Source organism: Pectinatus haikarae (genome assembly GCF_015732185.1).
GTDB lineage: Bacteria > Bacillota > Negativicutes > Selenomonadales > Selenomonadaceae > Pectinatus > Pectinatus haikarae.
Window position 1 is genome coordinate 30030 of sequence record NZ_WIQM01000004.1, and the last position, 23253, is coordinate 53282.

The 23253-nt window shown below is 40.7% G+C and carries 31 protein-coding genes and 1 tRNA gene; 12 read left to right on the plus strand and 20 right to left on the minus strand.

The features are described 5' to 3' along the window. Positions 1-183: 183 nt before the first annotated feature. The 8 genes from I6758_RS01190 to I6758_RS01225 all read left to right on the plus strand — a co-directional run bounded on the left by I6758_RS01190 (position 184) and on the right by I6758_RS01225 (position 5650). On the plus strand, positions 184-1137 hold the full coding sequence (locus tag I6758_RS01190; protein ID WP_196603393.1) for a magnesium transporter CorA family protein: 954 nt from the start codon (positions 184-186) through the stop codon (positions 1135-1137). 17 nt (positions 1138-1154) lie between these two features. Continuing rightward, positions 1155-1385, plus strand: coding sequence for a hypothetical protein (locus I6758_RS01195; protein ID WP_196603394.1), 231 nt, complete (start codon positions 1155-1157; stop codon positions 1383-1385). A gap of 13 nt (positions 1386-1398) precedes the next feature. Continuing rightward, positions 1399-1608: a type II toxin-antitoxin system Phd/YefM family antitoxin gene (locus tag I6758_RS01200; protein WP_196603395.1), complete on the plus strand. Its 210-nt coding sequence runs from the start codon at positions 1399-1401 to the stop codon at positions 1606-1608. Continuing rightward, complete coding sequence (locus I6758_RS01205; RefSeq protein ID WP_196603396.1) at positions 1583-1963, plus strand: metal-sensing transcriptional repressor; 381 nt, start codon at positions 1583-1585, stop codon at positions 1961-1963. The genes I6758_RS01200 and I6758_RS01205 overlap by 26 nt, the downstream gene beginning before the upstream one ends. Before the next feature lie 258 nt (positions 1964-2221). Beyond that, entirely contained in the window at positions 2222-2773 is a 552-nt protein-coding gene (locus I6758_RS01210; RefSeq protein ID WP_196603397.1) for a biotin transporter BioY, read from the plus strand. Then, complete coding sequence (locus tag I6758_RS01215; RefSeq protein ID WP_196603398.1) at positions 2766-3941, plus strand: thiolase family protein; 1176 nt, start codon at positions 2766-2768, stop codon at positions 3939-3941. The genes I6758_RS01210 and I6758_RS01215 overlap by 8 nt, the downstream gene beginning before the upstream one ends. Then, positions 3928-5253 carry a class I adenylate-forming enzyme family protein gene (locus I6758_RS01220; protein WP_196603399.1) on the plus strand — a complete coding sequence of 442 codons (1326 nt, stop codon included), beginning with the start codon at positions 3928-3930 and terminating at the stop codon, positions 5251-5253. Before I6758_RS01215 ends, I6758_RS01220 begins: the two co-directional genes overlap by 14 nt. Continuing rightward, positions 5240-5650: a 3-hydroxyacyl-ACP dehydratase FabZ family protein gene (locus I6758_RS01225; RefSeq protein ID WP_196603400.1), complete on the plus strand. Its 411-nt coding sequence runs from the start codon at positions 5240-5242 to the stop codon at positions 5648-5650. The genes I6758_RS01220 and I6758_RS01225 overlap by 14 nt, the downstream gene beginning before the upstream one ends. 48 nt (positions 5651-5698) lie before the next feature. On the opposite strand, the gene cbiT is transcribed toward I6758_RS01225, so the two are convergent. The 4 genes from cbiT to I6758_RS01245 form a co-directional block, all read right to left on the minus strand. Beyond that, positions 5699-6277, minus strand: a complete 579-nt coding sequence (gene cbiT, locus I6758_RS01230) for a precorrin-6Y C5,15-methyltransferase (decarboxylating) subunit CbiT (protein WP_196603401.1) — start codon at positions 6275-6277, stop codon at positions 5699-5701. After that, positions 6277-6903, minus strand: a complete 627-nt coding sequence (gene cbiE / locus I6758_RS01235) for a precorrin-6y C5,15-methyltransferase (decarboxylating) subunit CbiE (RefSeq protein ID WP_196603402.1) — start codon at positions 6901-6903, stop codon at positions 6277-6279. The genes cbiT and cbiE overlap by 1 nt, the downstream gene beginning before the upstream one ends. Beyond that, complete coding sequence (gene cbiD, locus I6758_RS01240; protein WP_196603403.1) at positions 6888-7991, minus strand: cobalt-precorrin-5B (C(1))-methyltransferase CbiD; 1104 nt, start codon at positions 7989-7991, stop codon at positions 6888-6890. Before cbiD ends, cbiE begins: the two co-directional genes overlap by 16 nt. A gap of 97 nt (positions 7992-8088) precedes the next feature. After that, positions 8089-8475 carry a helix-turn-helix domain-containing protein gene (locus I6758_RS01245; protein ID WP_330998005.1) on the minus strand — a complete coding sequence of 129 codons (387 nt, stop codon included), beginning with the start codon at positions 8473-8475 and terminating at the stop codon, positions 8089-8091. 127 nt (positions 8476-8602) lie between these two features. On the opposite strand from I6758_RS01245, the gene I6758_RS01250 reads away from it, so the two are divergent. Then, positions 8603-8812: a helix-turn-helix transcriptional regulator gene (locus tag I6758_RS01250; RefSeq protein ID WP_196603405.1), complete on the plus strand. Its 210-nt coding sequence runs from the start codon at positions 8603-8605 to the stop codon at positions 8810-8812. 281 nt (positions 8813-9093) lie between these two features. Here I6758_RS01250 and I6758_RS01255 read toward each other — a convergent pair whose 3' ends face one another. The 8 genes from I6758_RS01255 to I6758_RS01290 all read right to left on the minus strand — a co-directional run bounded on the left by I6758_RS01255 (position 9094) and on the right by I6758_RS01290 (position 17355). Then, positions 9094-9921, minus strand: a complete 828-nt coding sequence (locus tag I6758_RS01255; RefSeq protein WP_196603406.1) for a MetQ/NlpA family ABC transporter substrate-binding protein — start codon at positions 9919-9921, stop codon at positions 9094-9096. Positions 9922-9991: 70 nt separating this feature from the next. Beyond that, a complete protein-coding gene (locus I6758_RS01260) occupies positions 9992-10561 on the minus strand; it encodes a nitroreductase family protein (protein WP_196603407.1) in 570 nt (189 codons plus the stop codon). A gap of 159 nt (positions 10562-10720) precedes the next feature. Then, positions 10721-11593, minus strand: a complete 873-nt coding sequence (locus I6758_RS01265) for a hypothetical protein (protein WP_196603408.1) — start codon at positions 11591-11593, stop codon at positions 10721-10723. Positions 11594-11602: 9 nt separating this feature from the next. Then, positions 11603-12550, minus strand: coding sequence for a phosphodiester glycosidase family protein (locus I6758_RS01270; protein ID WP_196603409.1), 948 nt, complete (start codon positions 12548-12550; stop codon positions 11603-11605). Positions 12551-12559: 9 nt separating this feature from the next. Beyond that, positions 12560-13993 carry a nicotinate-nucleotide--dimethylbenzimidazole phosphoribosyltransferase gene (locus I6758_RS01275; protein ID WP_196603410.1) on the minus strand — a complete coding sequence of 478 codons (1434 nt, stop codon included), beginning with the start codon at positions 13991-13993 and terminating at the stop codon, positions 12560-12562. Beyond that, complete coding sequence (locus I6758_RS01280) at positions 13993-16176, minus strand: Tex family protein (RefSeq protein ID WP_196603411.1); 2184 nt, start codon at positions 16174-16176, stop codon at positions 13993-13995. Before I6758_RS01280 ends, I6758_RS01275 begins: the two co-directional genes overlap by 1 nt. A 155-nt stretch (positions 16177-16331) precedes the next feature. Further along, positions 16332-16667, minus strand: coding sequence for a branched-chain amino acid transporter permease (locus I6758_RS01285; RefSeq protein ID WP_196603412.1), 336 nt, complete (start codon positions 16665-16667; stop codon positions 16332-16334). After that, complete coding sequence (locus I6758_RS01290; protein ID WP_196603413.1) at positions 16654-17355, minus strand: AzlC family ABC transporter permease; 702 nt, start codon at positions 17353-17355, stop codon at positions 16654-16656. Before I6758_RS01290 ends, I6758_RS01285 begins: the two co-directional genes overlap by 14 nt. 262 nt (positions 17356-17617) lie before the next feature. On the opposite strand from I6758_RS01290, the gene I6758_RS01295 reads away from it, so the two are divergent. From I6758_RS01295 to I6758_RS01305, 3 genes are all read left to right on the plus strand, one after another. Continuing rightward, positions 17618-17692 (plus strand) — tRNA-Arg (locus I6758_RS01295). A 206-nt stretch (positions 17693-17898) separates the two neighbouring features. Further along, positions 17899-19092 carry an ImmA/IrrE family metallo-endopeptidase gene (locus tag I6758_RS01300; protein WP_196603414.1) on the plus strand — a complete coding sequence of 398 codons (1194 nt, stop codon included), beginning with the start codon at positions 17899-17901 and terminating at the stop codon, positions 19090-19092. A 2-nt stretch (positions 19093-19094) separates the two neighbouring features. Beyond that, on the plus strand, positions 19095-19598 hold the full coding sequence (locus I6758_RS01305; RefSeq protein WP_196603415.1) for a DUF4411 family protein: 504 nt from the start codon (positions 19095-19097) through the stop codon (positions 19596-19598). 55 nt (positions 19599-19653) lie between these two features. Here I6758_RS01305 and I6758_RS01310 read toward each other — a convergent pair whose 3' ends face one another. The 8 genes from I6758_RS01310 to I6758_RS01345 form a co-directional block, all read right to left on the minus strand. Further along, entirely contained in the window at positions 19654-20271 is a 618-nt protein-coding gene (locus I6758_RS01310) for a hypothetical protein (protein WP_196603416.1), read from the minus strand. A 10-nt stretch (positions 20272-20281) separates the two neighbouring features. Beyond that, positions 20282-20662, minus strand: a complete 381-nt coding sequence (locus tag I6758_RS01315; RefSeq protein WP_196603417.1) for a hypothetical protein — start codon at positions 20660-20662, stop codon at positions 20282-20284. A gap of 22 nt (positions 20663-20684) precedes the next feature. Then, a complete protein-coding gene (locus I6758_RS01320; protein WP_231038451.1) occupies positions 20685-21269 on the minus strand; it encodes a GH25 family lysozyme in 585 nt (194 codons plus the stop codon). Then, positions 21256-21462 (minus strand): hypothetical protein, encoded by a 207-nt coding sequence (locus tag I6758_RS01325; protein ID WP_196603419.1) that lies wholly within the window; start codon positions 21460-21462, stop codon positions 21256-21258. The genes I6758_RS01320 and I6758_RS01325 overlap by 14 nt, the downstream gene beginning before the upstream one ends. Then, entirely contained in the window at positions 21443-21703 is a 261-nt protein-coding gene (locus tag I6758_RS01330) for a hypothetical protein (protein ID WP_196603420.1), read from the minus strand. Before I6758_RS01330 ends, I6758_RS01325 begins: the two co-directional genes overlap by 20 nt. 35 nt (positions 21704-21738) lie before the next feature. Continuing rightward, positions 21739-22038 carry a hypothetical protein gene (locus I6758_RS01335; protein ID WP_196603421.1) on the minus strand — a complete coding sequence of 100 codons (300 nt, stop codon included), beginning with the start codon at positions 22036-22038 and terminating at the stop codon, positions 21739-21741. Positions 22039-22124: 86 nt separating this feature from the next. Beyond that, complete coding sequence (locus tag I6758_RS01340) at positions 22125-22424, minus strand: hypothetical protein (protein ID WP_196603422.1); 300 nt, start codon at positions 22422-22424, stop codon at positions 22125-22127. A 10-nt stretch (positions 22425-22434) separates the two neighbouring features. Next, complete coding sequence (locus I6758_RS01345; protein WP_196603423.1) at positions 22435-23253, minus strand: phage tail protein; 819 nt, start codon at positions 23251-23253, stop codon at positions 22435-22437.

The following is a 23253-nucleotide window of genomic DNA, read 5'->3' on the forward strand; positions in this document are numbered from 1 at the left end:
TGGTTTAGGGTAATATTTTAGTGGATATTTCTATCAATTATTAGAAGAAGAGGCGAGGATTATGGATGCAGACCATCCGCGACGGTGCTTTTATACAATAGAATAATCTGGAAGTATGCACCATACATCCTTGTGGTTTATGCTATGTGCTTCCAATTTTGAAGGGAGATTTCATCATAAATCATGCTTAAAATATATAAATCATTGGAATCAGGGCCTCTGCAGGAATTAAGTTTAAAAACACTGGAAAAGGGAGCCTGGATCAATATAGTTTCTCCCACGCCGTACGAGCTGAAAGTAGTCAGCAATTTGACAGAGGTTGAACCGGATTTTCTTCGGTCGGCGCTTGATAATGAAGAACGGTCACATATAGATGTAGAAGATAATTCCATTATGGTACTTACTAATTTGCCGGTAATGAGAGGACCGGAAATGTATGATACTCTTCCGCTGGCTATTATTTTGACCAGCGAGCATATTATTACTGTATGTTTGGAAGATACACCAGTAATATCTGAATTTAATCAGCAGATAAGCAATAATTTCAGAACCTTTAAAAAAACTCGGTTTTTATTGCAGATACTTTACAAATCAGCAACTTATTATCTTCGTTATCTTAGGCAGATCGATAAATTATCTGATGAAATAGAAATAAGGCTGCGTGATTCTTTGCAGAATCGAGAAATTCTGCGGCTGCTTGAACTGCAAAAAGGCCTCACATATTTTAATGCTTCTTTGCGATCAAATGCTGCCGTGCTGGATAAACTTATGCGTATACGTTTAAATCACACTGTGCAGGGAATTATAAAGGTTTATGAGGAAGATGAGGATTTGCTCGAAGATGTAATCATAGAAAATAAACAGGCTCGTGAAATGGGAGACATGTACAGCACTATATTATCACGTATGGCTGATACTTTTTCTTCGATCATGTCCAACAATCTGAATCTTGTAATGCGTTTTTTAACGGCAGTGACGATTATACTGGCTATTCCGACTGCTATATCCGGTTTTTTCGGAATGAATGTGGCGATTCCTTTCAGTGATGATCCCATGGGATTTATATATGTATCCGTGCTTGCTATATTTTTGGCGGGCTGCTGTGCTATATTCTTATGGCGAAGAAATATGTTTTGAATTAAGGGGGTTTTTTTATGCCGACAATGACAGAAGCTGCTTTAAAAAGCGGAACAATCTATGGTGATGGTATCAATAAAGAATATGTTTATATGCCGGCATCTGAAATAGGCATGCTGAATCCTCTGTGCATTTTTGAACGATTCGGAGAGCGTTTTGATGTAAGTTTTGCGGAAGCGATGAATATTGTTCACAGATTGAGTCTGAAGCCGGTATCACATCCCAAATTTGGCAAGAGTTCGTGTTGAACAGGAGAATTTTATGAAGGTAATACCGTCCTCAGCTTTTCTCAAAGAATTTACCGTATATGCAGAGCAGGCTGTCGATGAAAATGAAGTACTTATTATTCAGCGGGCAAACGGTAAAAATTTAGTGTTGATGTCGATGGACAAATATAATGAATATAATAGAGAACTTTTTTTATTGAAAAAAAAGGATGAAGCTGATGGCTCTGAAAAAAGTGAAAAATGAAGAAAATGGCATTGAAATCGATCTGCGTGAAGATGATTATGCTGAACTGCACGCAGATGAAAATGCCGTACATCACGCTCATGCGCATACTCATAAGCACACGCAGACACATGCTGTATTAAATCGTATGGCACGTATTATCGGTCATATGACGGCTGTCCGCCGTATGGTCGAAAGTGAACGTGACTGCAGCGATGTTTTGATTCAGCTGGCAGCGATTAATGCTGCCGTAACAAATGTTTCCAAGCTGATTCTGAAGGATCATATGGAGCACTGCATAGTTGATGCGGCTAAAACAAATGATAATGAGACGATTGAAAAACTAAAGACCGCCATAGACAAATTTATAAAGTGAGCGTTTTTTTATAATGACTCGGCCGCAATATTTTTAGTAATATTTATTACCCCTTTATGGGGTTTTTTTATTTGGTAAACTGATTGATACTGAAAAGTTGACTATTTTTGCATAATAATTTATACTTTTGACAGTCAATAACCAAATAAATTAAAAAAACTGTTTTGTCCTGCTAAGATTATAAAAAGCAGCATATACGGCAGTGATAAAGCGGCAGATAATTTAACCGTTATATAAAATAATACAGGAGGGGATATTTTGACAAAAGGTACAGCATCATTACAAGGTTTTGTTTATTCCGCACTTTTTGCAGCACTTATTATTGTTCTTGGTTTCATTTCGATTCCCATAGGACCGGTCCCTATATCAGGAATCAGTCTGGGGGTAATGCTTGCGGCAAGTGTACTGCCTCCGAAAAGAGCGGCATATAGTGTGCTGATAGTGATCCTGCTCGGTGCAGCAGGACTACCGGTATTTTCCGGTTTTGCCGGAGGGATGGGGGTTTTATTGGGACCGCGCGGCGGATATTATGCCGGTTTTCTGGTCGGAGCATATATAATTTCTTTTTGTATCGGCAGCAGCAATAATTGGGCACGTTTATTGACGGCAAACATCATCGGCGGTATGCTTGTAGTATACGCAATAGCGATTCCCTGGCTGATATTTGTTACACATCTGGAAGTCGGGCAGGCTTTTTTTGCGGGAGCACTTCCTTTTCTTCCTGGAGATTTACTGAAGGCCTTGGTGACGACGGTATTGGCAAGAACTTTGCGCAGGAATATTCCGGGGGCAGTGAGAAGGGATGGCTGAGACTTATCTGATAGGAGGCTTACGCACACCAATTGGTAAAAAAAATGGCTGTTTGAAAAGCTTTCTTCCGGAAAAATTAGCTGCGGCTGTCCTCAATGGCATTTTGGCAAAATATTCGCTTACACCGGAAAGTATAGATGCTGTTGTTGCAGGTAATGTGGTCGGTCCCGGGGGAAATATTGCCAGAGTTTGTGTTTTGGAAGCAGGATGGCCGTATTCAGTACCGGCATTTACTGTTGACGCGCAGTGCGGTTCCGGGCTTACGTCGATTGATATGGGAGCGGCTATGATAGAGTCAGGCCGCGCACAGCTTGTTATTGCGGGTGGCGCAGAAAGTAATTCTTTGGCTCCCAGCAGGCGGCTCCATGCTAATGATCCTCGCTATAAGGGGCCTGATTTTTATTATGAACAAGCGCCTTTTTCACCGGAGTGGGTGGGAAACCCTGACATTGGCAGTGCGGCAGAAACGATGGCGGCGGATTTTGCGGTCTCGCGTTCGGAAATGGATGAATTTGCCCTGAATAGTCATAAAAAGGCTTCAGCCGCACAAAAAGACGGCTTTTTATCAGACATTATCCTGCCTTTGAATTCAGAAGGAAAGTGCATTGATAAAGATGAAGGACCAAAGCAAAACATGAACTTGAAATTGCTTGCCCGCTTGAAAAGTGCTTTTGTTAAAAACGGCAGTATTACTGCCGGTAATTCCTGTCTCAAGCATGATGGAGCTGCCTTTGTATTATTGGCTTCGGCTGAAGCTGCGGCCGAATATGGACTTACGGTGCAAGCCGTTGTTTCTCCGGCAGTCACGCTGGGCTGTGATCCCAATATTTTTCCGCTGGGGCCTGTTTATGCGATGAGAAAAATGCTGCAGATGCAGAAATTGTCACTGCAAGACGACATAGATATAGTGGAAATAAATGAAGCTTTCGCTGTTCAAATGATAGCGTGCTGCCGTCAGCTTGATTTGTCTTTTGAAAAACTTAACAGCTTGGGAGGAGCTATTGCTTTTGGCCATCCATATGGGGCTTCCGGTGCAATAATTCTGCTGCATCTGCTGCAAGCTTTAAAAAAAAGGCGTGGAAAAATGGGAATTGCATCCATCGGTGCTGTGGGCGGGCTTTCAACAGCAATACTTCTGCAAAGGATAAATGTAAATGCTTATAACTGATCTGCTCAAATGTCAGCCGAAGGATAAAATTTGTCTCAGTTTTAATGGTACGGAAATCACATATGGATTTTTGGAAAACCAAAGTTCGATGATGGCAGATTCTGCAGATTTTATAAAAAAAGGTGAAAAGATTTTTCTTCAGGAAAGTGATCCCATACGGCAGCTCCTGTGTTTTTTTGCAATCATCAAGGCAGGCGGCATATGTGTAATGGCCAATAGCAGGATACCGGCAAAACTGGCAGAACGATTGATGAAAGAACACGGGATAACCAAGAAAGCCGCATTGGAGGACTTCAAAAATAAGGCTGTTCATCAATGTCCTGGTTTAAGGCCGGAAGACATATTTCTTGGAGCGATGAGCTCTGGATCATCTACTGGCATTCCCCAAATAGTTTTGCGTGATCACAAAAGCTGGATGGCAGCATTTCCATGGCAAAGTAAATTGTTTAATATCGGAGCACGGGATGTTCTTTATCTTGTCGGCGAGATGGCCTATACTGCTAATTTGAATGCATGTATACACGCTTTTTTTGCCGGTGCTTCAGTCATAGTTGCAAGAAACAGGCTGCCTCAAACATGGCTAAGGGAAATGCAGATGTATTCTGTAAGTGCAGTCTTTATGGTCCCTGCACATTATAGTATCCTTTTAAAGGCTGTAAAACTTCCTGATATCGGTGTAACATCGTTGGTAACAGGAGGCGCAAAAATAGACAGAAAAACAGTTGTTCAGCTGCATGCGTATTTTCCTGCGGCTTCTATCACGGAGTACTATGGTGCGAGCGAGCTCGGCCATGTGAGTTATGCGGATATGCACGATCTGCTTGAAAGGCCGTACAGCACAGGGAAGCTGTTTCCCGGAGTCAGCGCTCAGATAGTGGATGGTGAGGTCTGGGTTGAAAGTCCTTACCTGATTCCGTCGAGAAGGCCTAAGGCAACTGCAGGAGATCTCGGTTCTATCAGCGGCGATGGATATCTTACTCTTTACGGCAGGAAAAGTGGTACTGTAAATATAGGCGGTGTGAAGGTACAGCCTGAACAAATAGAGTTTTATCTTAAAGAACATCCTCAGGTGGAAGATGCAGCTGTATTTGCTTTTCCCGATAAGCTGCGGGGAGAGAAATTAGCTGCGGCAATCGTATCGAAAACAGATGATATAAAAATAAAAGAAATTTTTCATTTTTGCCGGCAGAATGCTGGGTATTCTCCACAAAAAATAATTTTTTTGCAAAAAATTCCTTTAAATGCAAATGGCAAAGTCGATAAAATTGTATTGCAAAAAATAGTTATGGAGTCTTTTGATGAAAACAATTAAAGATTTTTTACCGCAGCGGGAACCATTTTTATTCGTCGATGAAATATTATCTGTTGATAATGGAGTTATCATCGGAAGTAAAAAATATGACAATGATATCATTTTTTATCAAAACTTTGGGGGAAACCTTTATGTACCGTCGATGATACTTTTGGAATCATTGATGCAATGCGGTGGTGCCGGTTCACGGATGATTGCTCCGGCGGAATCGGAGATATTCGTTGTTACTGCTGTCCGCAAGGTCAAAATAAAAGCGCCGGTATGTATTAATGATACAATCATAATGAAGATACAGACGCTGCGTATGAGGGGAAGGTGTTTTCGGCAGAAGGGTTCAGCTTTTCTGAACGGAAAATTTGTACTAGGAGCTTCATGGCAATGCATGTCCATAAAATGAAAATACAGTCAGGCATAACCCCGTAAGAGGCTATACCGGACTGTATTTTCATTTTACGCGGCACGTTATTATATAAACGGGATTCATTCCTATCATCATGTCGTAAGCTCCCGCCTTTCTGAGACGACTGGCCTGAATGAGAATGGATTCATATTCATACATATCGTTTTGCTTCATATAATCAAGGATAGCAGCAGTGTTTTGTACGGTGATTGCGTTGGCAACGATCCTTCCTCCCGGATTGATATGTGCGGTGATCACGTCAAGTATCTCCGAAATATTACCGCCGCTGCCGCCGATGAGAACTACATCATAATTATCTATTTTATTCATGGCATCGGGCGCAGTTCCTTCTATCACAGAAAGTCTGGCTTCGACATTAAATTTTGCAGCATTTTTCCTGATCAAGGCTGCCGCCTCTGGTTTTCTTTCTATGGCATATACATGTCCTTTTTCAGCCATCAGAGCCGCCTCGACAGAAAGCGATCCTGTACCGGCGCCTATATCAAGAACGATGCTGTCGCTGCGAATAGATGCTTTGCATAAGGTCAGGATGCGTATTTCTTCTTTTGTCATCGGCACGTTGCCGCGGATAAATAAATCATCACTGATTCCCGGTATATGCATTATCCCATCACCACCATTATGCAATGCCTTACGGCATCTCTGGCCGTGGCTTCCAAAAGGCTGACGGCGAAAATTTTTTCATCAGGGTATGAGAGATGTTCACATATGTAGGCAGGTGTGTTCTGTGGCCATCCGGCATCAAGCAGGAGCATTGCTATGCGCTGTGAATTATGTTCGTCATCCGTCAGCATTCCAACAATGCGCCCTTTTTCATAGGCAAGCGATGCATAATCGGGGAGTCTTCCGTGAAGGCTCATGAGGTCTGCGTTCTGCCAGGGAATGCCTATGCGTGAAAAGGCCATTTGCATGGAACTTATACCGGGAATGACTTCCAGCCTGGATGACGTAAATTCGTTGCGCAGCGCCGGTAATAAGGAGTAATATCCGGGATCTCCCGATACCATTACCACTACATCTTTTTCTAATGATTGTGTGCGTATAAAAGCGATTACAGCCTGTATATCTGCCGTGATCGGTGCTGTTTTCTGGCCTTCTGATGCATAGTCTGCCAATGCACGTTTTCCGCCGACTAAAACCTCAGCTTCATTGATTTTCTTTAAAGCAATCGGCAAAATATAATCTTTTGATCCGGGGCCGATACCTACTACTGTTATTTTATATTCCAATGTAATTTTTCGCCTATCCTTTTTGCGTTTTCATCCATTCCCAGAAGCTCGCCCTTCAGTGTAGCCATTACTGTTCCGATTTTCAGCTTTTGAAACACATGCTGCATAGAACGGATGCTGGCACGTTCACATAAAAGCGGGTAAAGTTCTTGTTCAAGATGATATTCTTTAATTATTGTCATGGCAGCTTCAGTTGTGATACAGTTAAAAATTCTTTTTATACCCGCCTGCTCCATTCCCAAAAAGGCTGAATAAGCTGCGATTGTTTCCAGTCTGGCATCAGAAATCTTACTGTGTGTGTAAAAATTACCGGCTGATACCTTGACCAGCTTTCCTAAATGGCCGAGAAGTAAAACACCGTTCAAATTTTTGTCGGCGGCATATTCAAGCATGTGACCTATAAAGTTGCTTGTTTGTACTATGGCCTGCCGCGGCAGGCCTAAAGCTACGGCTATATTTTCACCGATTTTTCCCGGGACGAAAATCTGATCAGAAAAACCTGCGGCCAGGGCCACATCTATCTGAGGGGTGAGAGAGTTTTTAAAACCTTCTTCCGACATAGGGCGCACCACGCCGCTTGTGCCTATCACAGAAATGCCGCCTTCTATACCAAGTATCGGATTTAATGTGCGCTTGGCCAGCTCTCTCCCGGCAGGGATGGAAATAGTAATATCGCAGCCTTGTCCTTCAGGCAGCAGCTCATGTACTACTGTTGTCATCATTCGGCGCGGTCCAGGATTTATTGAAGGCTGTCCTACCGGTACGGAAAGGCCCTCTTTTGTGACTATGCCGATACCGTCACCGGCAAAAAATTTGACGGCACTATTATTATTCAACGTCACTTTGGTGAAAACGGATACGCCGTGTGTTATGTCTGGGTCGTCGCCCGCATCTTTGATCACTTCGGCCCATATGCCGTCTTTTGAAATATTGATATATTTGATGGGGATGATTAGTTTTTCTCCGCTTAGAGCAGTCAATTCAACTTCTGTGGATATAGTTTTATTCAGCATAAACAGGAGCACCGCTTTTACGCCGGCTGCGGCGCAGGAACCGGTAGTATATCCGTTTTTCATTTCTTTTGCCATAAATTTTGCACCTTATACTGTTATTACTGTACAGATAAATTATATCTTATGACAGAATAAGGCGCAACTGACAGAATAAGGCGCGATTTTTTCAGTTTTATTTCTTCTTGTATTTATTGGGTTTTATTTCATCATCACCGTATAAGACTTCAATAATCTTCGAAAGACGTTCTTTTTCCTTTTGGGTAACCGGCATGCCGTTTAAAGTATAGTTTTCTTCTCTGATAAAGTTGATAAGCTCCAACGGTTCCTCTTCATGCAATGGATATATCTGATCAAAACCGCTCAGATATTCAGGCGTTGTATGCAGGATACGGCACATCTTTTCCAATACTTCATAAGCCGGACGAACATTTTTCAATTCATATTTTCCTATGGTGGTTCGGTTGACACCGACCATATCAGCCAGTTTTTGCTGACTCATTTTTCTTCGTATCCTAAGTTCCTTTAATCTGCTTCCGAGCATATAGTTCACCTCATACATAATTATAAGAGCTAAATTTTCTCTTGTATATGAGAATAAATTCTCTAATTATATTGACAATGAGAATGTTAGCTATATAATAAGATTATGAGAAAATATTATCTATTATAAATCAAGGAGTGAGAAGATGAACATCATCGAGGAGAAAAGGATAAAATTAGGATTTACGCAAAAGCAGCTGGCAGATAAAATTGGGGTAGACCGTGCTACCGTTGGTAAATGGGAGCTTGGAATCTCTATACCGCGCGTGGAAAAATTGCTGATGCTGGCTAAAATATTGAACTGCTCTATTGAGGACATCTATTCATGCCAACGGCAAAAACAAAATACTGTATGACTTGGGTATAAAATAATCACGGAAAAATTATTTTATCATAATCTTCTAAAAAAAATAAGAAAATAACTTTATTATGGATATTTATCTTATCATATATCTTTTAGTGCTCATATAGTGTAAAAAATTATGCAGATAACATGAAATGTTTTTGGATCGTTGTCTTTGAATGAGAAATTTTAGGCCTTTTTTGATAGAAATTATTATAAATAAAAAATCGTGCTTACATTAATTTGGAAGATTAATGTAAGCACGGTTTTTTATTTACGATCTGTTATATGTTATTATTCTGCGGGTTCAATCGTTCCCTTGTATTTTTCCTCAATAAATTGTTTTACTGCCGGGGAATGAAATATCTCCGCTATTTTTTTATAGGTCGGATTATCTTTGTCCGCTGCTCTTGCAGCTAGTATCATAACTGCTAAAGGTTCTGTTTTGTCTTCCAGGAATATTCCTTGTTTTTTTACATCAAGGCCGCCGCTCATCACATAATTCATGGTGATAGCTGCCGCGTCAACATCATCCAGACTGCGCGGAAGCTGCGCAGCCTCCAGTTCCTGAATTTTCAAGTGTTTTGGATTTTCGGCAATATCGGCTGTCGTGGCTTTGAAACCCACTCCTTCTTTGAGCTTAATAAGGCCGGCTTTTTCCAAGAGCATGAGGCCGCGTCCGCCATTTGTAGGATCGTTTGGAACGGCTATCGTGGCATTGTCGGGAATGTCTTTTATATCATGGTATTTGTTGCTGTAAATTCCCATGCGCATAAGGATGGTAGTACCGATGGGAATCAAATCGGCATTATTCTGCTGTGTGAAATTTTGCAGAAAGGGAGCATGCTGATAGCTGTTTAAATCCAATTGTCCTTCGGCTAATGCGGTATCGGGCATAAGATAATCTGAAAACTCGACGACCTTTACTTTTATACCTTGTTTTTCAGCTTCTTTAGCAACTTCTTCCGCAACTTCAGCATGCGGACCGGCAGTCGCTCCTATTTTTATTTCCTTGTCAGCAGAATCCGCTGCGTCTTTTTTTTCTGTTGCGCCGCAGCCGCTGAGGATAGCTCCCGCAACCCCAACGGCAAGAATAATTGACGCAAATTTTTTCCAGTTCATATAGATCTCTCCTTGCGACGGCGGATATAAATATCCTGTCCATTAAATATAAAACTGACGGTATAAAATTTTAATTTAGGATCAAATCATCTAATTTTCTCTTGGGAACATGATGAATCTGTTTTTCATCGCGCCAATATTTAATATCGTTATCTTGCTTCAATTCTTCAATGACCACTTTTTCTTTTGGATAACCGATTGCCAGCACCAGAGCAATCTCATATTTTTCTTCAAGCGCAAGCAGCTGCTTCAAATCTTTTCTGTTAATGTTGGCAATAATACATCCACCCATACCTTTTTCGACTGCACCAAGAAGAATACTCTGCGCAGCAATGCCCTCATCCTGCTCCATGCCGCTGCCGGCAGATGTATCCTTCACGATGACTATATATGCGCTTGGTTTTTCGCCATCTTCAGGACCGTCCCAGTCAGTATAATAGCCGGCCCAAAATATGCATTTATTGATAATGCTGTTTTTTTCGTTGTCGGCAGACAGAAAAAATCTCAGATTTTGTTTGTTGGCACCACATGGTGAATTTCTGGCCAAATCGACCAATTCTTCCAAAACAGCTGTGCTTATAGATTTTTCCTGATAAAATCTTCTATATGAGCGATTTTTGATGATTAAATCCTTTAACATGGCAGGCACCTCTTTCAATAATTATTGATACGCTGTAATCCATTATGACACAATAGTTCCCTGTTAGCCAGCAGCTTTTGTTTTTCATCCGCTGCCTTTTGAACTTGTTTCACAAAAAGCGTAATTATGGCATTTTCATTATAAGTGTTGATATGAAAGTTATATTTTTTGTATTTTTTCCAAAGTTATTTTTGAAAATTCTTCGGGTTTTTCGTAAGCTATAATTTTTTCGAAACCTATGCCGAGTTTTCCCTGATAAGCTGCGAGTATGGCGTTATTATTCTGCTGATCGCATTTTGCGATGAAGATATTTTCATTTGCTGTACCCAAGAGGCGGAACCGGCCGGCGGGAGATATTGTCCGCCAACCGCCGGAACCCCCGTTAAACATATAGACTGTTCCTGATTTTAAATTATCGTAAAGCAAGATATCTTTGTCGGGAAATACTGCTATTTTACCTATATTTTCTGCCTGTACATAAATGCGGCGCGTATCATAATTGGCATCTGTACGGTATATTTGAAATTTGTTTTCGCCGACCTGCAATTTCATATAGATTACATTAGTGGCGGTAGAATATGCCACATCAACAATCTTGCTGTCTGCGGGAATATTTTTCAGCTCAGTTTCTGCCTTGTTTTCCGGCATAAGAGGATTATACTGCCTGATAAGTACCTCATATTTTTTAGTCTGCGGATTTATTCCATAAAGAGTTAAAATAGCCAGATTGCGATCAGGCAGCCATTCAAAAAATGATACTTTTTCGCCGTCCAGCTCAATATTGTGTGTATTTTCGGTTTTGTCTCCCAATGAATAAATACTCACCTGATCATCTGCTACTTTTGCTGCAAATTTTTTATCATAAGAATAAAGTGTATGTCCATCCGCATCGAGGTCAAGTGTCTGCTGTGCTTCATCATTGATATGAAATTTTTCTGTAGCAACCAGAATGACACTGTCTATATAATAATATGTGCCGCATTGAATTATAATCACTAAAATAAAGGATAAGAATATTTTCCAAAGACTCATAAAGCTCTCCTATTTTACGATAAATGCTGTTGGTATCATTCTTTCACCAAGAAGGTCTGCGGGTTTGTTGATGACCGATCCGTTGAAATATAAAGTGGAGCTGGAGCCGCCGTCCAAATTTGCGGCTGTATAGGCACCTTCTTCATATAAAACATCCTGAACATCACTTAATGTGGCACCAAGAGAATACGGCGGCTGACGGCCGTCAATTACTAAAAATAAAATAGTCCCGTCTCTGCGCTGGCCGATAGCTGTGCGCGGACCTATTCCCCAGCCGCCGTCACCGTTTGTGATCATTTTTTTCCCGTTTAATATGAGCGGAGGACCAAAAGAAATTCCCTCCTGTGCGCCTATTTGCTGCAGATCTCTTTTACTGTATTTGCCGACGAGCAGATTGCCCTCCTGGTTAAAACCGACAAATTCATTGGTTTCTTCCGGCAGATAATCCTGTCCCAAGAGAAATTCTTTATTGTGTATGATGAAACCATAAGGTTTACGGCCTGTTCCTGTTCCGTTGTCGTCATAAAAACCACCGGCGTTTATTGCCGCGACGGCTTTGTTATCAATAGCAATATTACTGGTCGTTTCTCCCTTTTCGCCAAGTTGGTCAGACGTGGCTATCTGTATGCGCTTGGGGTCTGGAATTTCCAGTACGAAGCCTTTATAGCGGGCTGATTCGATAGTATGCAATTTTAAGGATTCGCTGGTGTTTGCCGTAAATTTCAGCAGTTCCTGTTCTTGGGGGGAATCGTTGTTTCCTACTATTTTATTGAGTTCATCCTGCGAAAAGAGCCATGTTATGTATTGCGGGTGCTTGCTTTTTAATATTGCACCCACAACAGTGCGTTTTAAATTTGCAAAAGGGCCGAACAAAATTATCACAGGGGCAGTCAGCAGAAAAAAAATAAGCATTACTGCAAAGAATTTTGTGATTTCCTTAAAGAATTTTTTTTTCATTATGCAACCTTAAATTTCCTTTTGTCTGCCGGCGCCTGGGCCGTCATTGGCAACAGAAACGGCAGCTTCTGCAAATGTTTTCATATCGTTAAGCATGTGAAGCGCTCCGTCGATAAGTATGAGACCAATTTTTTCAGCGGCATACGCGTTGGTGACAGATATTTTTAGGCAGCGGCTCATATCAAAAATGTATGGCAGCAATGAGACTTTGTTTTGTATTATATCATTCATAACGGGATTAACTTTTTTTAAAAATCCTGCCAAAAAAATAGCTATATCTTCAAATTTTCCCAGGCATTTTATTGGTTTTGTCAAATTATCTATGCGCTCCTGGCACAGATTCACTATATTCTCGTCTGTCTCATAAGGCTGATGCGGCAGCTGATCAAATGAGATCACATCGGCGGGCAGATTGTCTGCCTTCAGCATATTATATAATTGTACAGTTAAGTCAATAAAGCGGGCAATTACAGAAGAACCTGCCGTTTCACTGAGCTGCAGGCGCAAATCTATATATGGAGACAAGCCGAGTTTCTGCAGGGCTGCCTGATGTGCGGGCTCACCGGCGAGATGCGAAGGCATTATATGTTTGGCAGACAGGGGACATATGGCTTGGGCAATAAGAGCTGCGGCTGACGTATTGAAGCCGTCCAGGATTATCAGACAGTCATTGGCGGCAGCGCCGAGAATGGCACCGGCGAGACAGCCGAACTCAAAACCTCCTATCTTGGACAGCAGATCCAGCCCATCATGGGGATCCGGTTTATTTGTGATAAGTGCTTTTTTTACAACATCAATTTTTATTTTCAGTCTGCTGTCGGATATATTAGTTCCTCTGCCGGTGGCCTGCTCTGGGTTCAAGCCGCATACAGATGCCGCGATAGCTGCACTGGACGTGGTATTGGCTATACCCATTTCGCCGAGTAAAAAACAGTTATAGCCTTCAGCTGCGAGCTTGTCAGCAAGCTTTATGCCAGATTCTATAGATTTTATGGCGGAATCGCGTGTCATTGCCGGCCCATATACAAAATTTTCTGTTCCCCATGCTATTTTTTTATTGATAAGTCCCGGTAAAGTGCTCATATCTGCAGCAATTCCCATGTCGACTACGAGCATTTTTGCGTCAGAAAAGTTTGTCATGGCGTTGGCTACGGCACCTTTGCTGATGAGATAATTTCGTGTCATATCAACAGTGGTTTTTTGCGGATATGCGCTTACATTCATATCACAGACACCATGATCACTGCAGGCTATAACAGCAGCTTTTTTGAGCGGCTGCGGATCAGACTGATTTGTAATTGAGGCATAGCTGAAGAATATGTCGGATAGGCCGCCGAGAGCGTTGTTTTTATTCAAAGTTGCTGCCAATATTTTTCCGGCCGAGGTCAATCTTATGTCATTGACATTCTTTATATTATTTACAGTTTTTTCTAGTAGTTTCATCAGACATTTTTTCCTTTTGGCACTTGCTTAAGGCTGAGCCCTATTCTATTTCTGCCGGCATCGACATTTATTACCATGACGTCAAGAATGTCACCGACAGAGACAACATCCAAAGGATGCTTGACCCTTTTGTAGCTTAGTTCAGAAATATGGATAAGACCTGCTGTTTTTATACCTATATCGACAAACACACCAAAATCTGTGATATTTCTGACAGTACCGCGCATAACCGTGCCAATTTTTATATCATCAAGCTTGACGATAGATTTACGCGTCAGCGGTGCAGGCAGATCATCACGCGGATCGCGGCCGGGTTTGGCAAGAGCATCCATTATATCACGTACGGTAGGTACACCCGCTTCAAGTTTTGCCGCTATGTCTTCCGGTTTTATCAATTTTAGTTTTGCCTTTAGAAAATCCATTTTTTTCTTATCTGCCATATCTGACAGCGAAAAACCAAGCCTATCCAAAATCTGTTCGGCAAGCTCGTAAGACTCAGGATGTACCGGTGTATTATCGAAAGGCATATTGCCATTGGCAATGCGTAAAAATCCTGCACACTGAGTGTAGGCGGCCTGTCCAAGACGGGATACTTTTAGAATTTCTTTACGGGTTTTGAAACCGCCGTTTTCATCACGGTATTTAACGATATTTTTCGCGACCGTAGCATTTATACCGGCAATGTGCTTTAACAAAGCTGCTGAAGCTGTATTCAAAGCGACTCCTACGTGATTTACTGCTGATTCTATAACGATATCCAATGTGCTGCCGAGTTCCTTCTGGTTGACATCGTGCTGATATTGTCCGACACCGATGGCTTTGGGATCGATTTTTACAAGTTCGGCAAGAGGATCTTGTATGCGGCGGGCTATGGAGACAGCACCCCTGATCGTTACATCATAATCAGGCAATTCTTCAACGGCAAGCTTTGAGGCCGAATAAACGGAAGCGCCCGCTTCACTGGTGATAAGATAATGTACATTAAGATTATTTTCTTCAATAAGTTTGGCGGTAAACTCCTCTGTTTCAAAAGAAGCCGTACCGTTGCCTATAGAAATCAATGTGACATTGTGCTTTTTTATCAAATGGAGAACCTTGTCCGCTGATTTTTCTCTTGCGTCATCACTCATGGTAATATAAAGAACACCATGGTCAAGTATCTGTCCCGTAGCGTCTACGATTGCCATTTTACAGCCGGTACGGTAACCGGGGTCCAATCCCATGACTACATGACCTGCCAGCGGAGCTTGTAAAAGCAGCTGTTTAAGGTTGGCACCAAAAATATTAATAGCCTGTTTTTCGGCATTTTCGGTGAGCAGCGATCTTATTTCACGTTCAAGAGAAGGAAATAGAAGGCGTTTGTAACCATCTGAGAGAGCTTCCGTTATGACGGCGCTGAAAATAGATGCGCGCACAATTACTTTTTCACAAAAGCGTTGAATAGTTCTGTTATGATCAACAGTAAGTTTTACTTTCAGTGAACCTCTTTTTTCTCCCCGATTTATCGCCAGGATGCGATGCGAAGGCAGCGTGCGTATCGGTTCACTGTATTGTGCGTACATAAGAAAAGCCTGCTCGGGATCTTTTTCCTCATCACGTATCGTCTCAATAATGCCTTCCTGCCATAGTAACTTGCGCAGCCATGCACGAACAGCGGCTTTTTCTGTCTCTGCTTCAGCAATTATATCCATGGCACCGGCAAGTGCTTCGTCAACAGAGGAAACTTCTTTTTCTTCATTTATATATGCTTTGGCAAAAGAAGCAACATCACCGGTATTTATATTCTGCGCAATAATGAGCTGAGACAACGGCTCCAGTCCCTTTTCTCGGGCGATCATAGCGCGAGTGCGTTTTTTCTGCTTATAGGGAAGATATATGTCCTCCAATTCTTGCAGCCTGACCGCTTTATCTATAGAGATCCTTAATTCATCTGTAAGTTTTCCCTGCTCCATGATACTATTTAAAATTTCTGCCTGCCTTTTCACAAGACCGCGCAGATAAGTCAGCCGTTCTGACAGGTCTCGCAGCTGTTCTTCCTTTAATTCGCCTGTAGCCTCTTTGCGGTAACGGGCTATAAAGGGAATTGTATTGCCTTCATCTATAAGTTTAACGGCGGAATCCACCTGTTTGGACGTTATGCTCAACTCTCTGGCAATAGCAGGATTAATATTTTGTTCTAACAAAAAAATTCCTCATTTCGTTTAAATTCAAATTCAGCTGGAAGAAAGTATAGCAGAAACACGAACCTATTTATTATAACATGAATAAATAACCAATGCTTCTGATCGGTAATAAATCGGGCATGTGCAAGTGACAGCCTTGGAATGCAGAATCGCGGTTATGATGAGAAAATGTACTGAAGCAACAGCATATGCGTTATTGTTCCAGCAGCTATACTTAGCAGCATATTGCGCTTCCAGACATGCAGCAGGATAGTGACGGTTGTGGAAATGACTTCGGGAAAGCCGTGATTGCCGGATAATATGACCGTATCCTTCAATGAATATACGACGAGCAGTGCTATAATGGCGGTCGGCAAGACATTGCCCAGATATTTTATCGACAGAGGAGTTGTACGATTACGATAAAAAATAACAAAGGGAAGAAAACGTGTAAGCATGGTTCCGCCTATAACGGCAGCGATCGTGATTATTGCTTCATCAGTTGACAGCATTTGTGCGCACCTCATTGTATTTTTTCAGCATAAGCAGAGCAAACACCATCAGAATCATTGCCGGAATGATAAAATTATCGCCGAATATAAGAAGACATATTATAGAAATTATAAGACCGCTCATGGCAGGTACATGGTCAGATTGATTCAACCACTGCTCAAGCATGATAACTATGAATAGCGCGGCAAGAATAAAATCCAGTCCCTGCGTATTTATTTGAAAGTATTTTCCGCGAATAGCGCCCAATGCAGCACCGACAGCCCAGTACAGATGATTAAGAGCTGTCACGAAGACCATAAACCAGCTTTTGTCGGTGTCAGAAGGAATTTTAACTGTGTAATTTATCACAAAACTTTCGTCGCACATACCAAAAATTAGATAAAGCTTTTTTTTACCGGTATTTTTATATTTGTCCAATAGAGAAATACCATAGAATAGGTGACGGGCATTTACTGTGATCGCAAGTAAAAAAGCGGCGGCAGGATTGAATGAAGACATAAGAAGACCGACTGTAATAAATTCCATGGATCCGGCGTAGATCAAAATACTCATGAATATAGGATAAACGGGAGAAAAACCTTTGCTGGTCATGAAAAAACCATAAGATATCCCTAAAAATAAAAAACCTGCCAGAATAGGCAGTGTATGTGGCAGAGCGGTGTAAAAAGCCTTTTTCTGTATGTTCATGGTGAAATGCCCCTTAATATAAAAGTATAGTAGTTATTTTATAGTCTTTTATTTCTTTTCGCAATATGGGGAGATGTGCAATATTAAAATAAATGTAAAATATTGAAGAATAAGTTCTAACGGAATGAGAGGATCGCAATTAGCAGGAAGCTTATTATATCAAAAGTGTTTATATTATTAAATATAATAAAATTTTACATTCGTGTATTTTAAAATATAGAAAAAACTATCAGTATATGTTATAATATTAGCTGTTGTTCATGCGCCCGTAGCTCAGTGGATAGAGCATCGGCCTCCGAAGCCGTGTGCATGGGTCCGACTCCCATCGGGCGCACCAGTATGATTAAAGGGAATAACGTATTTTTATAAAATAGTCCGCTGACCTATGGCAACAAATTGGCAACAAACTTGGAAATTTAAAGTAAAACGGTAGGAATTTTTCTGCCGTTTTTTTTATAATTGTTATAGGAAAAATATTTAATACATAGAATATAATATATTTAAATGTATATAATTATTTTGTAAAGAGAGGAGTGCTTAATAATGAGCAGCGAAAAAGTTGCAATTAGTCATAATGTTATTAATTGGATGTTGAAGTTAACATATGACAAAAAAATTTTGGATATATTAAGTAAATGTAAAACTGACAATAAAAAATTATCTTTTAATCAAATTTCAACTATTAGTAAAAAAATGTGCATTCCTTTCGGGTATTTTTTATTAAAAACTCCTCCAGAAGAAAAATGCTTATTATTAGATTATCGTACATTGCAAAGTAAAGAATTAGATAATCCAAGTAGGAATTTACTTGATACTATCCATTCCATGGAAAACAGGCAAGAATGGATGAGAGAGTACTTACAAAATAATGATTTTTCTCCAGTAGATATTGTAGGGTCGTTAAATATAAAACATGTTAATTCTACTATCCAGTTTGCAGAAAAAATACGAGCTGCTTTAGACATAAAGATGAAATGGTATGAAAAATATACTGATCCTAATGAAGCGTTTAAGTTTCTCAAAGGAAGAATTTCTCAATTAGGTGTATTGATAATGCAAAATGGAGTAGTTGGTCAAAATACACATAGAAAATTAGATTTGCATGAATTTAGAGCATTTACACTAATAGATAATTATGCACCTTTAATATTCATAAATTCAGTAGATTCCCCTAGCGGAAAATTATTTTCTTTACTACATGAATTGGCACATATTTTTATTGGTAAAAATGATCTTTTTAATATAAATAATGATATTGACAGTGAAGTGTCAGAATCAGAAGTAGTCTGTAATGCAATAGCAGCAGAAATATTAATACCAGATTCTATATTCTCTAAAATTTGGGATATTAAATTGGCTGAAAGCACTCATATAACAAATCTACAAGATAAAATTATGTCAATTGCGAAACAAGTAAAAACTGTTTTCGGACCGAGCAGTATAGTTGCTATAGCAAGAAAGGCATTAGATCATAAAAAAATAGATAAACGATTTTATGAAGAAATTAGCCAAAAAGCTATTAACCAATATGAAAAAAATATTAAAGCTAAAAATTCTGGTGGTAATTTTTATGCCACTAATATAAGTAGATTAGATAATAGATTTTTTAATGCATTAACAGTCAGTTTAGCAGAGGGAAAGACACGATACACTGATGCGTATCGTCTCACTGATATGAAAAGAACTACATTTGCAAAGGTAAATAACCAACTCCAGGAAAGAGGGTTAGTCTATTAATTATGGATGAAATATACTTATTGGATTCAAATACATTTATAACTCCTAAAAATTCCTATTATCCGTTTATGATGGCACCTTCTTTTTGGAAACAATTAAAAAAAAATTTGGATAAATTTGTTCTGTTAGATTCGGTAGAGCAAGAATTATTAGTTGGTAAAGATGATTTATCTGAATGGATTGATTCTTTGAAATCACAAATAACAGATTGCAAAAAAAGAACCTTGTTAAAAGAATACCGTCAAGTCTTAGCATATATAAGTGGATGTGAATACTACAATGATAGAGCTCTCGACAAGTGGTCAGATCAGTCTGTCGCTGATCCATGGTTAATAGCAGCATCAATAAAAAATCACTATAAAATAGTTACTTTTGAAAAAAGAGCCGGCGGATTAAACGCTCATAATCCATCAGGTAATCCAAAAATACCAGATATATGTGATTATTTTAGCCTTGATTATGTTACCCTATTCCAAATGATGGAAAATTTGCACTTCCATTTATAATTCTTTTAATTTCAAAGCAAAAGACCGGAGCCTTTTTATAGGCTCCGGTCTTTATTTACCACGTATATTCTAATTTCACAATCGTCGCCTTGTCATCAAAATTATAATCGACACCGACGCCGAGATACTTGCCGTCTTTTGTAATTTTCTTTGCAACAGAATAACCAATTTCTTTTGGACTCGGATTATCTATCGCTTTGGGGGCGTAGCTGACTGTATGAAGGATTTTTTTATAAGCTTGAACATTGTACTGGTTCAGGCTTATTTGCGTGTCAGCGGGCAATTCTGATGTGTCTACCGTTTCAGTGGGATTTGCCGGGTCCGTCAAAATAGAAAAATCAGCATTGGCTTTTTCCTGCGCCACCTTTTCGGCTGCCGGTGCCTGCGCTGCTGTCGTGTAAACAACATATTGCGGCTGTTGCCCGGACGTGACGATATATTTTATCTGCTGTGCCGCCTCCTGCGCTTGACCAGTCGATATAGGCACCTGTGCATTATCTGCAGCAGTTTCTACGCCAGCCGGTGTTTCCGCTTGCTCCTGTGATTCGATCGTGACCGGCTGGGCCAGATGCAGATATTGATAAATGAAATATGCGCTGATGCCTAAAATAATAGCGGCCAGCGCATATAAGATGATCTTTTTGTGACTCTTTATAAAATTTATAGCTGCCATAATGGCCTCCTTACATAGTCAGTCGGACCGCAATGTAAATGAGAGCTGCGATCTTGGCCGCATTAAACACGTCGTCTTTATGATCTGCCCACCAGTTCGTTACTTCCGTTTCCGCTGCCGTGACCGTTTCTGTGGTCTTGGCTGCAAGTTCCGCTTCAGCGTTTTCAATCTTCTGCTCAAGATTTTTAATTTCTTCGGCGAATAGGTCTGCACTTTTGACTTCAAGGTCAGCCTTGGCGGCTTTCATAGCTTCAATGTCGGCTTTGATTGCTGTAGTATCATCATTAACGGTCTGAGCTGGAGTGGTTTCTGCTGTTTCCTGTGTTGCTGTATCCTGTGCTGCAGCCTGATCAACGGTTGCTGTCTGTTCCTGAGTTGTAGTGTCTGCCATATTTAAGACTTCCTTTCAATTTTCACTCATAATATTCGCTTGCATCATACGGTAAGTCATCGCTGTAACGGTCCGTATGCTGCCATATTTTCGATATGCGCTCCGGGTGCTCTGCCTTGAAACTATCCTCATGATATTCGTATTGCGCGCTCCAGATCGGCACATAATCCGGAAGACAAGTAAGGTCAATGACGTTCGTCAGCCAGTTATACGAGCTGTACAGCCCAACATAGCCATAGCCAGCGGCATTAAGGCTCGTAATAAATGCCGTGATCGGATATACGACATTTCGCGGACCGGTCAGCATACTGTTATCTTCTGCATCGTACCAAATACCGAGTTCTGGGTTAACGCCGTTAAGATAGGTTTTAATCCACGCGTCAACTTGCGCCGCTTCGGTTTTTGCGCTGTCAACATCAGCAGCATGGCCATAATAATAAACGCCATATTTCAGGCCATGAGCAACCGCATTATTGACGTGGGCTATAAACATTTCGTCAAGTTTTGAGCGTTCACCAATTTTTAAAATGACGCCGCCGAAGCCGGCATCGGCAATCGCTTGCCAGTTTACATTTTCCTGCCATGCGGACAGATCAATAATTTTCATAGTCAACATTTACCTCCGTTTTAAAAATTTCCCCGTTACCGCCTAAGTCAACGGTATGCCCGTCAAAAGTTGCACCAGGGAACGTGTTGATAATACTTTCGTTAGGATTATGGCTTTCTTTAAAGATCTGCTGTATTTTGTCCAGTTCATCTGCTGCGATATCTGCTCCGGCCTTAGTTACTGTTATTATCATTTTTATCTTTCCTTTCATACGGTTTATCGCCGTCACTACTGTTTTTCCAGCTGTCCATGATGTATTTAACCATAGCCAATACTCCCGCACCTCCCAAGGTCGTAAAGCCATCCCAACATGACTTTATATCAAACTTCGTCCCGTACAGAGCATTGGCAAAATAACCAACGGACCAAAACAAAAACAGGAGCATAAACGCCCCCGTTATTGCTTCAATCATATATTTTTGTATATTTTTCAAGCTCTCACTCCTTTCCTAGATACCGATTTTTATGATCACCTCCCGACTACCCATTCGAAAATGCCAACGATAATACTCGCAATAGTTATAGATATGCCTATTGTCCAGCGTGTACTTTCTTTATAAGCGTCCAGTTCTTTTTTGAATTCTTTTTTATGTTCATCCAGCCGATGATGCGCAGATTTAGCAGACTGCAATGCTTCGTGGGACATATCATTTATGTTTTCCATTTTTGCTCTGCAGGGGGCACAACTATCAACGAGCATATCCAGTTTTGTTTCTATTGCTGACAACCTGCTGACTGTCTCTTTCTCAAATTCCTTTTCATTTTCCAAGCAATCACCACCTCATTTATTGCATAAAAATAGCCGCTCTATGGCGGCGGGGAGAACGCTGTTTTATTTTCATAATCATTTTCCTGTCAGGTGCTTGTTGGATTTGTTGATGTATCTGTCGTATCAGTATTTCTCTTTTTTTGAGCATCAATTATAGATTGTACTGAATCAATACATGTGTCTAAATTAGGCTGTGCGGTATAGTCGTTTATTTTATCATCCGTCACATATACTTTTAATGTTTGGTTGTAAATAACCAAATCATTTGAAAAAGAACCGAAGGAAGGATAATCTTTAAGAAAGTTTTCTTTTGTGTCTATATAAGTATTTTTTCCGTCAGTAACAAGCACTTCATTATTTTCTAACTGAAACACCGTTTGCAGCATTCAAATCACCTCAATACTTGATAATATAGTTAACAACCAGATAAGGCTGCATATTATTGTGTGCGCTTCCGCTGCCATTGCTCCCAACAGAAACACTGACAGAATGTCCATGCGAATAATTAAATCCTACACTCATATTCGCGCCGTTTTTGCCTTCTGGCCCTGGGTAATTATAGCTATTAAAGCTGAATACACCGGTGGCAGTGCATCCAGTATCAAACATTGCCAGATTTAATGCACCAGTGGCTGATTGCGTATCTGTTGCTGCACTAGCACTATGATTATGAGATGCCAATTCTGCGGTCGTCAGGGCGTGTGTTTTTTCACCACCCGTGGCACCTAATGTGCTAAGCGTACTGCTTTTGCCAACACCTACCCTGTCCTGTAAATTCGGAAGGTTAAATGTTGTTGAACCGTCACCGGTACCGTATGTCGTTCCAATAACAGCGTATAAATCCGCATAAGTTGAGCGGCTTACTGCTTGCCCTTGACATAATAGATACCCCACCGGAGCTGCAGCCCCAGCAAACTGATTTATTACACCGATGGGAACTATGTTGGCCGGTTTTCTTAAATCTTTTATTGTCCAAGTTACTGTGCCATCTACCACCGTTTGTCCGGCAGCCGGCCATTCCGGTTCGCTGCTGCCCGTTGTACCCGATACAGTACATTCCGCATATAGCATGCAGTTTGCGGTCACGCTGTGACTTTTTACCGTATCGCCGACGGCTGGTATTGCCCCCGGTTCCCAAAAATTGAGTGTTGCCAGCAGAGCAGTTAAATTACTGATGCCCTGCTCCGGTCCCATACCAATATTAAAATCTATCAA